Below are 15,313 nucleotides of genomic sequence, written 5' to 3'. Positions count from 1 at the left end.
AAGATGAAGTCGAATTACAAATTGGTTAATAATGTGTTAGGATGGGTAGCTTTTCTTATAGCAGCCATTACTTACTTGTTAACTATTGAGCCAACTGCCAGTTTATGGGATTGTGGAGAATTTATTACCACAGCTTATGGTTTAGAGGTTGGTCACCCACCAGGAGCCCCTCTTTTCATGATTATGGCTCGATTTTTTGCACTTTTTGCACCAAGTCCTTCCGAAGCTGCCTTAATGGTAAATGTAATGTCTGCTTTGGCTTCGGCATTTACAATTCTGTTTTTGTTCTGGACCATTACTCATCTTGCGAAAAAATTAGTTGACAAAAACGAAGAACTATCGAAAGGAAATCTATTTGCGATAATGGGAACCGGAATGGTAGGAGCTTTGGCTTATACTTTTTCCGATACCTTTTGGTTTTCGGCAGTAGAAGGTGAAGTTTATGCATTATCATCACTGTTTACAGCCATTGTTTTCTGGGCAATGTTAAAATGGGAGGATGTTGCTGATGAAAAATACGCCAACCGTTGGATTATTCTGATTGCATATCTAATGGGATTGTCGATTGGGGTTCATTTGTTGAACTTACTTGCCATTCCAGCCATTGTTTTTGTGTATTACTTTAAAAAATATGAGCCAAGCCGAAATGGAATTATTGCAGCAGGAGCTATTGCAGTAGCTATTTTAGGAGTTGTGATGTATGGCGTTATTCCTGGCGTTGTAAAAGTGGCTTCGTGGTTCGAACTGATGTTTGTAAACGGATTTGGATTGCCTTACAATACAGGTGTAATGGTGTATGCAGTATTGCTGATTGCATTTGTGATTTGGGCAATTGATTATACCATTAAAAAGAACTATGTGGTTTTAAATACCATTGTTACTGCCTTTATGGTAATTGTAATTGGTTACTCATCTTTTGCAATGATTGTTATTCGTTCGTCGGCAAATCCACCAATGGATGAGAATAACCCGGATAATGTATTCGCATTGCTTTCCTATTTAAATCGTGAGCAATATGGCGACAGACCATTGATGTATGGTGAGTATTACAATGCTCCGGCTGTTGATTTGGTGGAAACCAAGCCGAATTACATTCAGAAAAATAACAAATATGTAATTGCATCGCGCAAGCAAAAATATGAGTTCGATCCTCGTTTCGAAACTCTTTTCCCTCGTATGTACTCTTCTCGCGACAACCATGTTAGAGAGTACGAATTTTGGGGAGATGTGAAAAAAAATAACCCAATTGCATTGGGCAATGGCGAAGTGGTTTACAAACCAAGTTTCGGATCGAACCTTCAGTTTTTCTTTAAATACCAGGTTGGATGGATGTATTGGCGATACTTCATGTGGAATTTTGTTGGTCGTCAGAACGACATTCAGGGCCATGGCGGAATTTTGCATGGCAACTGGGTATCGGGTATTCCATTTGTCGATAGAGAAAAAGTTGGAAACGAAGATAAATTGTATCCTGAGTTAAAGAACAAGAAATCGCGCAATAACTATTTCTTCCTGCCATTTATTTTGGGATTAATTGGTTTGATTTACCAGTTTAGATCAGGCAAGAAAGGAAAGCAGGATTTCTCAATAGTAATGTTGTTGTTCTTCTTTACTGGATTGGCCATTGTTGTATACCTGAATCAGTATCCGCAACAACCACGTGAGCGTGATTATGCTTATGCCGGTTCGTTTTACGCTTTCGCGATATGGATTGGTTTTGGTGTAATGGGCTTGTATCAAACTTTGAAGAAGAAAATGCCTGAAGTTTTGAGTGCAGGTTTAATTACTGGTTTGTGCCTGGTAGCTGTTCCTGGATTAATGGCACAGCAAAACTGGGATGATCATGATCGTTCGGGTCGTTATGCAACTTTGGCTTATGCAAAGAACTACTTAAATTCTTGTGCACCAAATGCCATCTTGTTTACCTATGGTGATAACGATACTTTCCCATTGTGGTATGCACAGGAAGTGGAAGGAATTCGTCGTGACATTCGAATTGTGAACCTGAGTCTTTTAGCTGGCGATTGGTATATCAACCAAATGCGCAACAAGGCTTACGATTCAGATCCTATTCCAATGAGTTTTGGACCAGAGAAAGTTGAGCCAGGAAAGCGCGATCAAATACCTATTTTGGAACGCCTGGATGGTGAAGAGTCGTTGCAGGAAATGTTGAATTTTGTTGCGAGTGACAACAAAGCTTCCAAAGTTGAAATGCAAACTGGCAGAAAATTGGATTATTTCCCGGGAAGAAATGTTTATATCCCGGTTGATTCGGCTAAAGTGGTAAATAATGGTACAGTTCGACCTGAAGATGCAAACTTGATCAAAAAGAAATTAGATTGGAAAATCAAGAGAAATTATCTGTATAAAAATGATATCATGGTTTATGATATTATTGCCAATAATAATTGGGAACGACCAATTTATTTCTCGGTTGGTATGGGAGCAAGCAGTTTCTTAGGTTTGGAAAAATATTTCCAGTTGGAAGGAGCAGCTTACCGTTTGGTGCCAATCGAAACCAAAACGAATAGTTTAGAAATTGGACGAATCGATACTGATATTCTGTATGATAATTTCATGAATAAGTTTGAATTTGGTCGTATCAAAGAACCAGATGTATATATGGATCAATTCCATATTTTAACCATTAATATCATGAGCTTCCGTTCAAATTATAGTCGTTTGGCAAGTCAGTTAAATGATGAGGGCAAAATGGACAAAGCAGTAAAAGTATTGGATAGATGTATGGAGGAGTTACCAACCAGTAAAATTCCATATGACAATAGTTTGATTGGGTTTATTCAGGAATATTACAGAGCTGGCTCAATAGATAAGGCAAATGCTCTTTTTGAAGAGATGGCACAGCAATCCTACGATAAATTAGATTACTATTTCTCATTACAACCAGCATTGGCTAAGAGTTTCAGAAATGAACAGGAAAGAGAGATTAGAGTTGTACAGATGCTGCTGGGCTTGGCTGAAATGGGTGAGCAAACAGAATTGAAGGACAAAACACAACAGAAGTTTGAGCTTTTGTTTAAATCTTACACAGAATAATATCTAAGCATTATATAGAATGGCTGTTACAGAAATGACGGCCATTTTTTTTGCTTTAGGTTTCATCATTAAATTATTAGGATTGATAAGGGAAAAGTACTATTCGGCATCAGATTTACAATAAGTCATCGTTTTATTTTAAGGTTTTTTCACATAATTAAAAACAATACTTTTTTCGGAAAGTAGTATCTTCGATGCTTAATCACCATTTAATAAAACCTTTATTTCGCCTGATATGAATAAGTATCAAAAAATCAATGTGCTTTTTGGTTGGTTGTCATTCACAATAGCTGCCATTGTTTATCTCTTAACTCTTGAACCTACTGTTAGTTTCTGGGATTGTGGAGAGTTTATAACTGCTTCATACAAATTACAAATTGGTCATCCTCCGGGAGCACCATTTTTTATGATATTAGCACGATTTTTTGCATTGTTTGCAGGGGGGACTGAAAATGTGGCATTAATGATTAATGCACTTTCGGGCATGGTAAGTGCCTTTACAATTCTTTTCTTGTTTTGGACCATAACACATTTGGTAAAAAAACTTGTTTCCAGTAAGGAAGATCCTGTTGGAATGCAAATTTGGAAGATTATTGGTGCAGGTTTTATTGGAGCAATGGCTTATACTTTTTCCGATACTTTTTGGTTTTCGGCAGTAGAAGGAGAGGTGTATGCAACATCATCGCTATTTACGGCAGTTGTATTTTGGTGTATTTTAAAATGGGAAAACGAATCGGACAAGGCTTATGCCAACCGATGGATTATTTTGATTGCTTACCTAATGGGTTTGTCAATTGGGGTTCACCTGTTGAATTTATTGGCGATACCAGCCATCGTAATGGTATATTATTTTAAGAACTATACACCTACACGAAATGGAATTATCAAAGCTCTTGGGTTGGCGGTACTGTTGCTTGGTGGAGCTATGTATGTAATTATTCCAGGAGTTGTGAAACTCGCATTATTGTTTGATTTATTCTTTGTAAATGTTATTGGACTGCCATTTAATTCTGGCTTAATCATATTCATGCTAGCTGTAATTGCAGCAATTGTTTGGGGTGTTCGATATACCATTCAAAAGCAAAAAGTTCTTGCCAATACAATTCTGATGGCATTTGCGGTTGTTCTAATTGGATATTCATCTTATGCATTAATCATGATTCGATCCAATGCAAACCCTAGCTTAGATCAGAATAATCCTGAAGATTTACATACCTTACTATCCTATTTAAATCGTGAGCAATATGGTGATACGCCATTAATTTATGGACAGTATTTTAATTCGCCTTTGGTAGAGAACAAACGATTTGTAAAGGATAAGAATATATACATTAAGAAGGATGGAAAATATGTGGTGTCGTACGAGAAAACGAAAGCTAATTTTAAAGATTCGCACAAATCGATTTTCCCAAGAATGCACACCAAAGGGATGACAGGAAAGAATCCTGAAGAGTATGCCAAATGGACTGGTATTAATCCTGATCAGAAAGAAAAACCAAGCTTTGGTCAGAACCTGAAATTCTTCTTCTCTTACCAGGTGAATTACATGTATGTTCGCTATTTTTTATGGAACTTTGCAGGCAGACAATCGGATAAGCAATCGTATGGAGGAGTGGTAGAAGGAAATTGGATATCGGGAATTCCATTTATTGACAATATGCGATTGGGAGATCAATCTCTTCGTCCGGATCACATGAAAAATAATAAAGGAAGCAACAAGTATTATTTCTTGCCATTATTATTGGGAATTGCAGGATTGCTTTATCAATATCGCAAGAGCAGTGCAGGCCAGAAAGACTTTTGGGTAATCATGCTTTTGTTTGTGTTTACGGGAATTGCCATTGTGTTATACTTAAATCAACCTCCTTTGCAACCACGCGAAAGAGATTATGCCTATGCAGGTTCCTTTTATGCCTTTGCCATTTGGATTGGCTTGGGATTTTTAGCCATTTTGGAAACCAGCAAGAGAGTTTTAAAATCAGAAAAAATTGCTATTCCTGCTGTATTCGTACTTTGCTTTGTTGCTGTTCCAGGATTAATGGCTCAACAAAACTGGGACGATCATGACAGATCGGGAAGATATTTGGCTCGCGATATGGCTTACAATTATTTGAATTCTTGCGAACCCAATGCCATTTTATTCACCATGGGTGATAATGATACTTTCCCACTATGGTATTTGCAGGAAGTAGAAGGAATTCGCACCGATGTTCGTGTTTGTAATTTGAGCTACCTTTCTACTGATTGGTATATCGATCAAATGAAGCAGCAGAACTACGATTCGGCACCACTTCCAATATCAATGACTAAAGATAAATACCTGGAAGGAAAACGAGATATTGTTTATTTGGTAGATGATCCAAGGCTGAAAGCGTATGTGGAGAAGTATAATGGTTTGGATATTAAAGATGCCTTGGAATATGTCTTAAGCGATAAAGAAAGTACCAAAAATATTTATGGATACGATGAAAGGATAGATCACTTTCCTGCCAGTAAATTCAGAATGGTAGTTGACAAGGAACAAACTCTGAAATCAGGCACAGTAAATGAGAAAGATTCTGCTTTGATTGTGGATCAATTAGAGTGGGAGATAAAGGGAAATTATATTGAGAAAGCAGGATTGACCTTGTATAATATGCTGTTGGAAAACAATTGGAAAAGGCCAATGTATTTTGCAATTACAGTTCCATCGAATGGTTATTACGGACTGGAAAAATATTTCCAACTGGAAGGGTTTGCTTATCGATTGGTTCCAATAAAAACAGAAAATGAAGATGGGCAAGTTGGTAGAGTTAACGGATCGAAAATGTATACCAACATGCTTGAAAAATTTAGATGGGGAAATATTGAGGATGCAGATGTATATTTGGATGAAACTTGTTCGAGAATGACTTTGAGTATGCGCAATAATTATTTGCGACTGGCAGAGACCTTAATGGATGAGGGGAAAAGAGATTCTGCTGTTATGGCACTTGATAAGTGTGTGGAGTTGATCCCAAATGATAAAGTTCCTATGGATTATTGGGGAGTTTTAATAGCAAAATCTTACTATCGAGCTGCAGAATATGAAAAGGCAAATCAGCTGGTTCAAGAGGTTTCGGAACGTTTGGTGAAAGAGTTGGATTATTATGCCAGCCTGACTCCAGTTTCAACATCAGAATATCCTCGCTGGCAAAACAGAAATTTGTACTTGATGCAGGAGCTGTATCAAATTACGGCACGATACGAACAGGAAGATCTGAACAAGAAAATTGAATTGGAATTTAAGAGGTTGTTAGGGAATTATAGGAAGGGATAATGAAGTTAAGGTGGTTGAGAGCGCCGGGAATAATCAGAAGATTATTTCCCGACTTTGTGTGGCGATACAATTCGGGTGAAAAAATGGTTTACCTGACCTTTGATGATGGACCAATTCCAGAATCTACCATATGGACATTAGATTTGTTAAAAGAGAAAGGCATAAAGGCCACTTTCTTTTGCGTGGGAGACAATGTTCGTAAGTATCCTAACCTGTATCGAAGAATTGTAGATGATGGACATGAGGTGGGCAATCATACTTACAATCACCTTAAAGGATGGTATAACAATACGCAAAAGTATGTGGAGAATGTTATTTTGGCTTCAGAATTCATCGATTCCAAGCTGTTTCGACCTCCTTATGGATTGATTAAGCGTTCGCAAGCAAAATACCTGCAAACCGATTATAAAATTGTAATGTGGGATGTGTTAAGCGGTGATTATAGACAAGATATTTCTCCTGAGAGATGTTATCGGGATGTAATGAAAAAAGTGCGTCCTGGTTCAATACTTCTTTTCCACAATCACCTAAAATCAGAAAAGAATATGCGCTATACAATTCCGCGTTTAATCGATGAATTGCACGCGCAAGGATATGAATTTGGTGTTTGTCAATAGAAAAATACAAATTCATTGCATATCACTCAGGATAACTGCAATTGAATCCTTAAATTTGCTGTCGATCAATACCATTTTATAACAGAATCATCTTTACTGATCATGCTTTATCGTTCGTATTGATGATGATATTCAATTTATTTGACAGATGAAAGTACTTCTTTTGGGGTCTGGAGGCCGAGAGCATGCATTTGCATGGAAATTCAATCAAAGCAAAAAACTGGAAAAACTTTTTGTAGCACCTGGAAATGCAGGAACTGCAGAAATAGCTGAAAATGTAAATCTTAATCCAAATGATTTTGATGGCATTAAGAAGTTTGTTTTGGACAATGACATCAATATGGTGGTTGTTGGCCCTGAAGATCCATTGGTGAATGGAATTCATGATTTCTTTTTAAATGATGAGGAAATTAAAGAAATTCCTGTAATTGGACCAGAAAAATTGGGTGCTCAATTGGAAGGAAGTAAGGATTTTGCAAAGGAATTCATGTTCAGACACAATATCCCAACTGCAGCTTATAAAAGTATAACTACGGAAAACCTAGATGAAGGATTGGCTTTTCTTGAAACAATGAAAGCTCCGTATGTTTTAAAAGCGGATGGTTTAGCAGCAGGTAAAGGGGTTTTGATTATTGAGGATCTTGATGAGGCTAAGAATTCATTGAAAGAGATGTTGGGCGGAATGTTCGGCGATGCCGGAAACCGTGTAGTAATTGAAGAATTCTTATCAGGAATTGAATTATCTGTTTTTGTTTTAACCGATGGTAAATCATACCGAACTCTTGCCGAAGCTAAGGATTACAAAAGAATAGGCGAAGGAGATACAGGTTTGAATACAGGTGGTATGGGCGCTATTTCTCCAGTTCCATTTGCAAAGGGTGACTTCATGCAGAAAGTTGAAGAGCGTGTAATTGCTCCAACTATTGAAGGTTTGCAAAAAGACAATATCCCTTACAAAGGATTTGTATTTATTGGGCTGATGAATGTTGAAGGAGATCCTTATGTAATTGAGTACAATGTACGAATGGGTGATCCGGAAACAGAGGTGATTATGCCTAGAGTAAAATCAGATCTTCTGGAATTAATGGAAGCGGTATCTAAGCAAGAGTTGGATCAGGCTGATTTTGAAATGGATTCGAGAACTGTTTCGACAGTTATGTTGGTATCTGGAGGATATCCGGAAGCATACGAAAAAGGAAAAGCGATTAAGAATCTTGAAAAAGTGGAAGGAAGTATCGTTTTCCATGCAGGTACAACAAACTCTAACGGAGATGTTGTTACCAATGGTGGTAGAGTAATTTCGGTTAGCTCTTATGGAGATAGTATGAAAGAAGCTTTGACATCATCTTTTAAAAACGCTGAATTAATCGATTTTGAAGGTAAATATTACCGTAGAGATATCGGTTTCGACTTATAAAATAATCTATTGCGGTTTCCGGTATATGGAAACCGCAATCAAATATTTCTACATGCTGCTAAAAACGCTAAAAGGAAGGCACTATTTGTTATTGTTTTTGGTGCCGGTTTTATTCCTGTTCTTATGGATTAAGGCATTTATTTCTCCAGTATCTTTAACCCCAGGACAAGATCAAATGCCACTTTACGAATTACTTCAACAACTTACCGGGGGCAGCATTATCGCATTAAACATTGTAGGAGCAGCTATCTTAATTCTCTTGTCGCTCTTGGCAGTGCGATTAAACGAACGATATGTTTTTATCAGGCAAAGGACAGATTTGCCAGCTTTTGTTTTTGCTTTAATAGCAACAGGTACAGTTTCACTGTATGGAATGCATCCAGCCTTATTGGCAAGCTTCTTACTGTTTTTTGCTATCGATAGTGTGTTTGCCGTTTATCATGGATCTAGAACTTTGGCTAAATCTTTCGAAGCAGGAATGTTTGTTGGATTGGCTACTGTTACTTACCTTTTTTCGGGCATTTACCTCTTATGGTTTTGGGTAGCTTTGGCATTTCTGGGATACTTTAGGCCTCGTGAAATTCTTGCTGGTTTGGTGGGATTTTTATTGCCGGTATTTGTTGTTTTAAGTTGGTATTTCCTTAATGATAATTTGACTGGATTGTTTCAGACTATAAGTTCATTATACAATTTTGAATTTAGTGCCGAATATTCAATGTTTCAGAAAGTATACTGGGGTATTTTAGCTGCATTTGTTCTATTTGCTTCTGCATTTATGGCGAATGTTGTAGAAGAGAAAAAAATCAGTTCGAGGAAATATTTTATGATTTTGTTTGTGTTCTTTTTAACTGCGATTGGAAACTATTTTATTTTCTCTTCAGCTGGTACAGAATTGTATTTTCTTCTGTTGATCCCAACTACTTTTATTGTTAGTCATTATTTTGTTTTAAGCAGATATTCCTGGGTAAAAGAAATACTGTTTATTGTTTTTGTTGTTGCCAGTATTTTGGTTCACTTTCTGGGATAAAAAAAATGCCAACTCAAAAATGAGCTGGCACTTTCATAACAAAGTGGTTGTGATTATTTCTCAATAATGTTTTCGGTATCAAATGCAGTTGCAACAAGATTATCCTCTTCATTATCGGTTATTGCGAATATAATGTCGTTGTAGTCCTTATCTCCATCAGGAAGTTTGATATCTTCAAAACAAAGTACGATATCTTTACAGTTTTTTTCTATGAATAGAACATGCTGTTGGTTTCCAAACTCATTAAACTCGGTGTTGGTATAGTGCTTGTAAATGCCATCGGTAGTTGCACCATTTTTCCAGCCTTTAGCAACAAGGCAGAAACCAATAACAGTATTTTCAGGGAAAGCTTTATCGCCCAATTGAACTCTGTCTCCTGATTTTAATCCTCCACCTTCTCCTTCTTTTGAGACATTGGGGAATAACATATGAAGTTCGATTTCATCTTCACCTGTAGGTGGATTTTCAGCATCATATGTATAGTAAGCCAAAGAGTTTCTCCATCCAGCTCCTTCATCAATAAATGTAAGATATACAGGCGATTCTTTCTTCAATTTTAGAATCAATTTGCTTTCATCTGTAAATAAATCAGCATGATCGTCACGATTATCTTTGCCTGCAGGGAACATTGCAATAATGTTGTCAATTAATGTAGGACAAGGTTTAGTAGGGATGATTTCATCAGGAATACCTTCATCTAATTCGATGCTTAAAATTTTTAGGCCACCAGTTCCTGCAGCAACAAAAATGCATTCATTTTTAGACTCAACAAAGTTTACTGATGCATCAAAAAACATACTACCCATTAGTAATACTTCATCATCTATTTCAGGAATGATAGCGCCTACATATAAGCCGGCACCACCATTACCAATCAATAACAGTTCTTCGTTTAAAGCAACGGAGTTGGTTACGTAGTTTTCATCTAATCTTCCTTCCGGTGTAGGCGGTCTGTCGAAATGTTCAAGAAGCTCACCCTCTAAATTTCTGATGTCTAGTCCACCTTCATTTAAAGCGGCCAATAATAAGTCATCAGTAACGTCGATTTCTGTTTTTGATTCTGCTGTAACAGGACCATTTAATCCAATAAATTCAGGTCCTGATAAATCTGTTATAGAGAACTTATGCAACTGAGGAGTTGTTCCTTCCAGAACATAGATATGATCAGTATTGATTGCGACAGATCTTGCATCATTAATATCCTTGTATCCAGCTAAAGTGAAATTGTGGTTTAAAACAGTTAGTTTTCCGTTTGATCCACTGGTTACATAAATATAATCATCATCAACCTTAACATCAGTAGCTACATATGAGGCAATATCGTATGTGTTTGAAACATACAGGATTTGACCAGATTGGCTAAGTTCCATCTCAATAAGAATTGCTGGTGAATCAAATACAAATCCTGGTGTGTCAGGATCATGGGCACCTGCCAAATAAAGCTTTCCATTGTAATAATCTACAGCACTAATATCAACATCGTGAAACATTGCTTGTGCTTGAAGAATTGGCTTTGTTTTGTCGGTTACATCGAACAATTCAACACCTCCATTGTATTCAGGACCTTTGGTGTTGTAGGTTACAAATGCCATATCATCAACTATTTTAACATGTGTTGCCTGAACGTATTCACCTTTAACTTTAGGAGCTTCAACTTCTGCTCTTAATTTGAAGGCATAGTTTTTTGTTGGATCAATTTCAAAATCTGCTTTTACTGATTTTGTTGTTGAATTTGGAATATCGTTTACAAGAACCAATTTATCGCTGTAAGTAACACGAGAGCTTAAATCAGCTGCATTGTTGGTAATGTTAACCGATTGAATTACATCATCTTTTTTTTGTGGCTTTTCAGTTTCTTTAAAGTTATCTTCTGAACAAGATGAAACAATAGTAGCCAATAAGATAAAAAAGGCTAAGTGCTTTTTCATAATTATTGAGGTTTTAATATGTGACTTGATTTAATTATAAGCAAGTTACATTCTTTAATTGAAACCTAATTATTCATTATGGTAGAACATGAAAAAGCTTTGATGAAATTGCATTTTTCTTTTGTCAAAATTTGCAATAGCTTGTTTGTTATGTATTTATGATTTGTTGTTTTTAAAATGCTTTTTTATCCATCTGGGAAGTAAGTAAACCCCAATAAACAAGTAAGGATAATATGATATTAAGCGCCAAATTAAGGCCATGCTGGCAGCTAATCCTGCAGTGGGTAAGAAGTCACCAAGATATTGTGTAAATACCCACTCTGAAAACCCACTACCGCCAGGAGTTGGACTTACCAACATCATGATCCACATTACCAACTGTCTGGCAAAAATCATGATGTGATCAGCAAAGCCATAGCCTTCCAACATAAATGCAAGCAGCATTGCATTTACTACCCAATACCTGGCTGTCCAAGACCAAAATGTAGCCATAAAGGCTTTAAACCAAAACAGGAAGGGTTTTCTTCTGAGTTCTTTAGAACTTTCTATGATGTCACTACCTGCTTTATTGGCTCCATGTTTCCATTTGCGCAGAACAGGAAGTTTAAATATCCATAATAGCAGCCATTTTAGTCCTCTTGGATTCCAAAAGAGTCCGTAGGTAAGTACGATTAGATAAACGAGTTTCACCAAATATCCACCAAGAGCGAAATACAATAAAGAGTGGAGCCAGATAGAGTGCTCCGGAGATTCTATCATGAACAACTGTTTTACATTTAAAAGTAAAATCAGTAACGGAAACATGATGATAAAGTAGAGTTCATCTAAAAATGATGTAGACATTACAACCGCAGAACTTCTTCCTACTTTAAGTCCTTCTTTGTTGAGATATAGAATGGCAACCGAAGTTCCTCCAATTGCTGATGGTGTAATTGCGGATGTAAATTCCCAAAGCATGATAATGCGAAAAGCTTTGCCCCAGGAGAATTTTCTGTCCGTAAGAATTCTTAGGCGAGCCATATATCCTAAATCTCGAATTACCATCATCAATAAAGCTATACAAAGCCAAAAAATAGTATACCAGGTAAATTCTATTAATGAGAATGTATTGGCATCAACTTCTTTGACCAGCATGTACACAACTACTGCCAATCCAATTAAAATTGGATAAATTATCCTGCTTGGTCGAACGCCATGCAGTAATTTCTTTGGTGAGCTTTGTTTGTTTGTTGTTTCCATGCTACTTTTTGTGGAAAATAAAAATACACAAATAAAAAACTTAAATCACAATGAATTGATAAACTAATTGTTAAAAATATCTAAATATAACATGTATTAAATATTCCATCCTTTTTTCTATTTTTATTAAACTAACGATACAAAGTTTACTATGTCGACAAATCATACAGCTCAAAAATTTGGAACTGCTCCAGTCTTTTTTACAGCAATCTCTACAATATTAGGTGCCATATTGTTTTTGCGATTTGGCTATGCGGTAGGAAGTGTTGGTTTCTGGGGAGTTATATTTATTATTTTATTGGGGCATGCAGTTACCATACCTACTGCTTTTGCAATATCCGAAATAGCAACCAATAAACGTGTTGAAGGAGGAGGGGAATATTTTATTATATCCAGATCGTTTGGTTTAAATATTGGAGCAACAATAGGTTTGGCTTTGTTTATGTCGCAGGCCATAAGTGTAGCATTTTACATCATAGCATTTACGGAAGCTTTTGAGCCAGTTTTTAATTGGGTGCGCGAAACATATGGATATCATCTGCCCAGGCAAGTTGTAAGTATTCCTGCCATGTTATTGCTTTCGGCTTTGATTTTGAAAAAAGGAGCTAACCTGGGAGTGAAAGCTCTTTATTTTGTGGTGGCAATTCTATTTATATCATTGGCCATGTTTTTTCTGGGTTCTACAGAATATTCCTTGACGAGTGATTTTAACTTATGGAATGCTGATTTTAAAAATGCAGATAATTTTTTCATTGTATTTGCAATCATTTTCCCGGCATTTACTGGAATGACAGCTGGAGTTGGATTATCTGGAGATTTAAAGAATCCTTCAAAATCTATTCCTGTGGGAACTACCGCAGCCACTTTAATCGGAATGATTATCTATTTCTTTATCGTATATAAATTGGCAGGATCGGCAAGTAGTGAAGATTTGGTTGGAGATCAGTTGATCATGTCGAAAATTGCATTGGGAGGAGCTATTATAATTCCACTTGGATTAGCTGCATCAACAATTTCTTCTGCAATTGGATCTGTAATGGTTGCACCAAGAACTTTGCAGGCACTTTCTATTGATAAATCTTTTCCTTCGAAAGCATTAAACAATTGGTTAGCTAAAGGCAGGGCAAAAGATAACGAACCCATCAATGCATCACTGATAACCTGTTTAATAGCTATCGTTTTTGTTGCATTAGGTGATGTGAATGCTGTAGCAGAAATCATTTCCATGTTTTTCATGCTTACTTATGGGGCTTTGTGTTTAATCTCTTTTTTAAATCATTTTGGATCGTCACCGAGTTATCGTCCTTCCTTTAAATCGAAGTGGTTGTTATCGCTTATCGGATTTTTCATTTCCATTTGGGTAATGTTCAAAATCAACACCCTTTATGCATTTAGTGCAGTTGTTTTAATGAGTTTGATTTATTTGTTCATTAACCGATATCATAAACACAGGAATGGACTGGAATCGATTTTCTTGAATTCTCTTTATCAATTGAATAGAAATATGCAGGTTTTCTTGCAAAAAGCAGGTAAAAGAAAAACAAGAGAATGGAGACCTAGTGCAATTTGTATATCAAAGGATTCGTTTGAACGCGATACTGCATTTAAATTATTAAACTGGATATCCTACAAATATGGATTTGGAACCTACCTACATCGAATTGAAGGATATTACTCCAAAGCGACACATCAACAATCGCAAGAGGAATTGGATAAGTTAATAAGCAGTTTCGATAAAATCGAGAATCATGTTTATGTAGATACAATAATATCACCATCATATACTTCAGCTATTGCCCAAGCCATTCAGTTGCCGGGAATTGCCGGAATGGAGAATAATATGGTGATTTTCGAATTTGATAAGGAAGATCCTGAGCGTTTGGATTTGATCATTGAAAACTATTCTTTGGCACGTGCCGGAAATTTCGATTTCTGTATTTTGGGAAGTTCAAGAAGAAAATTCAATTATAATAACAACATTCATGTTTGGATTAAATCTTCAGATACTGATAATGCAAACCTCATGATTCTATTGAGTTTTATTATCGGCGGACACCCGGATTGGAACAAAGCGGACATTAAAATTTTTAATATTTGCAAGGAAGATCAGGCGGATGAAACCAGAAAACAATTGGATGAATTGGTTGTTAGTGGCAGGTTGCCAATTACCAACTCAAATATCGAAATCATACACGAACAGGAGGATATTGCCTCTCGCGATATCATCAATCAGAAATCGGCTGACGCAGGTTTAACAATTCTTGGATTCAGAGGTGAAAGCTTAAAGCACGAGAAATCTGAACTATTTAAAGGATACGATTCGCTAGGGAATATTCTTTTTATAAACTCCAACAGTAGAAAGGATATTGATTAAAATAAAAAAGTCAGGGAACCACCCCTGACTTTACTCTAACCCATTTTAATCTATGAAAACCTAATCCTCTCGGAAAGGACACTACAAATGTATGGATTCCTGTTTTACCCACATTAAAAAAAGTGTTAAAGAAGGTTAAAAGCTAAGTTAATTAATGTTTTACTGATTTTCTCGTTACATTCAGATGTGGTCTTTTGTTAGCTAATTTCAAAGTATTGAGCAACAGGATTATAATTTCTTATGTCGAAATGCTTAGAAATGAAAAAGCGGCCACGACATAAATGCCATAACCGCCTTGATTTGAGGGTGGAGAGTACCGGAATCGAACCGGTGACCTTTTGACTGCCAGTCAAACG

The 15,313-nt window shown here is 36.5% G+C and carries 8 protein-coding genes; 6 read left to right on the top strand and 2 right to left on the bottom strand.

Annotated elements, in window-relative coordinates; translation table 11 throughout:
- The first annotated feature begins 3 nt into the window (after positions 1–3).
- The 5 genes from NQ163_RS16960 to NQ163_RS16940 all read left to right on the top strand — a co-directional run bounded on the left by NQ163_RS16960 (position 4) and on the right by NQ163_RS16940 (position 9,416).
- On the top strand, positions 4–3,057 hold the full coding sequence (locus tag NQ163_RS16960) for a glycosyltransferase family 117 protein (RefSeq protein WP_268191532.1): 3,054 nt from the start codon (positions 4–6) through the stop codon (positions 3,055–3,057).
- Between the two features lie 235 nt (positions 3,058–3,292).
- Positions 3,293–6,355, top strand: a complete 3,063-nt coding sequence (locus NQ163_RS16955; protein WP_268191531.1) for a glycosyltransferase family 117 protein — start codon at positions 3,293–3,295, stop codon at positions 6,353–6,355.
- A complete protein-coding gene (locus NQ163_RS16950; RefSeq protein WP_268191530.1) occupies positions 6,355–6,972 on the top strand; it encodes a polysaccharide deacetylase family protein in 618 nt (205 codons plus the stop codon). Before NQ163_RS16955 ends, NQ163_RS16950 begins: the two co-directional genes overlap by 1 nt.
- Before the next feature lie 148 nt (positions 6,973–7,120).
- Positions 7,121–8,389 (top strand): phosphoribosylamine--glycine ligase, encoded by a 1,269-nt coding sequence (purD, locus tag NQ163_RS16945; RefSeq protein ID WP_268191529.1) that lies wholly within the window; start codon positions 7,121–7,123, stop codon positions 8,387–8,389.
- 52 nt (positions 8,390–8,441) lie between these two features.
- Positions 8,442–9,416, top strand: a complete 975-nt coding sequence (locus tag NQ163_RS16940; RefSeq protein ID WP_268191527.1) for a hypothetical protein — start codon at positions 8,442–8,444, stop codon at positions 9,414–9,416.
- A 53-nt stretch (positions 9,417–9,469) separates the two neighbouring features.
- Here the strand turns inward: NQ163_RS16940 and NQ163_RS16935 are convergent, their stop codons facing one another.
- Positions 9,470–11,344 (bottom strand): DUF4114 domain-containing protein, encoded by a 1,875-nt coding sequence (locus NQ163_RS16935; RefSeq protein WP_268191526.1) that lies wholly within the window; start codon positions 11,342–11,344, stop codon positions 9,470–9,472.
- 156 nt (positions 11,345–11,500) lie between these two features.
- Complete coding sequence (locus NQ163_RS16930; protein ID WP_268191525.1) at positions 11,501–12,583, bottom strand: lysylphosphatidylglycerol synthase transmembrane domain-containing protein; 1,083 nt, start codon at positions 12,581–12,583, stop codon at positions 11,501–11,503.
- Positions 12,584–12,734: 151 nt separating this feature from the next.
- On the opposite strand from NQ163_RS16930, the gene NQ163_RS16925 reads away from it, so the two are divergent.
- The gene (locus tag NQ163_RS16925) at positions 12,735–14,957 is read left to right on the top strand and encodes an amino acid permease (RefSeq protein ID WP_268191524.1); all 2,223 of its coding nucleotides are present in this window, start codon (positions 12,735–12,737) and stop codon (positions 14,955–14,957) included.
- Positions 14,958–15,313: the final 356 nt, after the last annotated feature.

This window comes from Marinifilum sp. D737, assembly GCF_026672275.1.
GTDB lineage: Bacteria > Bacteroidota > Bacteroidia > Bacteroidales > Marinifilaceae > Marinifilum.
Note: the sequence above shows the minus strand (reverse complement) of the source record. Positions and strands in the feature narration are given on the sequence as shown.

Excerpts from the sequence above, each read along its gene's own strand:
- NQ163_RS16930 (WP_268191525.1), bottom strand. The coding sequence starts at position 12,583 with ATGGAAACAACAAACAAACAAAGCTCACCAAAGAAATTACTGCATGGC.
- purD (WP_268191529.1), top strand. The coding sequence starts at position 7,121 with ATGAAAGTACTTCTTTTGGGGTCTGGAGGCCGAGAGCATGCATTTGCA.
- NQ163_RS16925 (WP_268191524.1), top strand. The coding sequence starts at position 12,735 with ATGTCGACAAATCATACAGCTCAAAAATTTGGAACTGCTCCAGTCTTT.
- NQ163_RS16955 (WP_268191531.1), top strand. The coding sequence starts at position 3,293 with ATGAATAAGTATCAAAAAATCAATGTGCTTTTTGGTTGGTTGTCATTC.
- NQ163_RS16960 (WP_268191532.1), top strand. The coding sequence starts at position 4 with ATGAAGTCGAATTACAAATTGGTTAATAATGTGTTAGGATGGGTAGCT.
- NQ163_RS16950 (WP_268191530.1), top strand. The coding sequence starts at position 6,355 with ATGAAGTTAAGGTGGTTGAGAGCGCCGGGAATAATCAGAAGATTATTT.
- NQ163_RS16940 (WP_268191527.1), top strand. The coding sequence starts at position 8,442 with ATGCTGCTAAAAACGCTAAAAGGAAGGCACTATTTGTTATTGTTTTTG.
- NQ163_RS16935 (WP_268191526.1), bottom strand. The coding sequence starts at position 11,344 with ATGAAAAAGCACTTAGCCTTTTTTATCTTATTGGCTACTATTGTTTCA.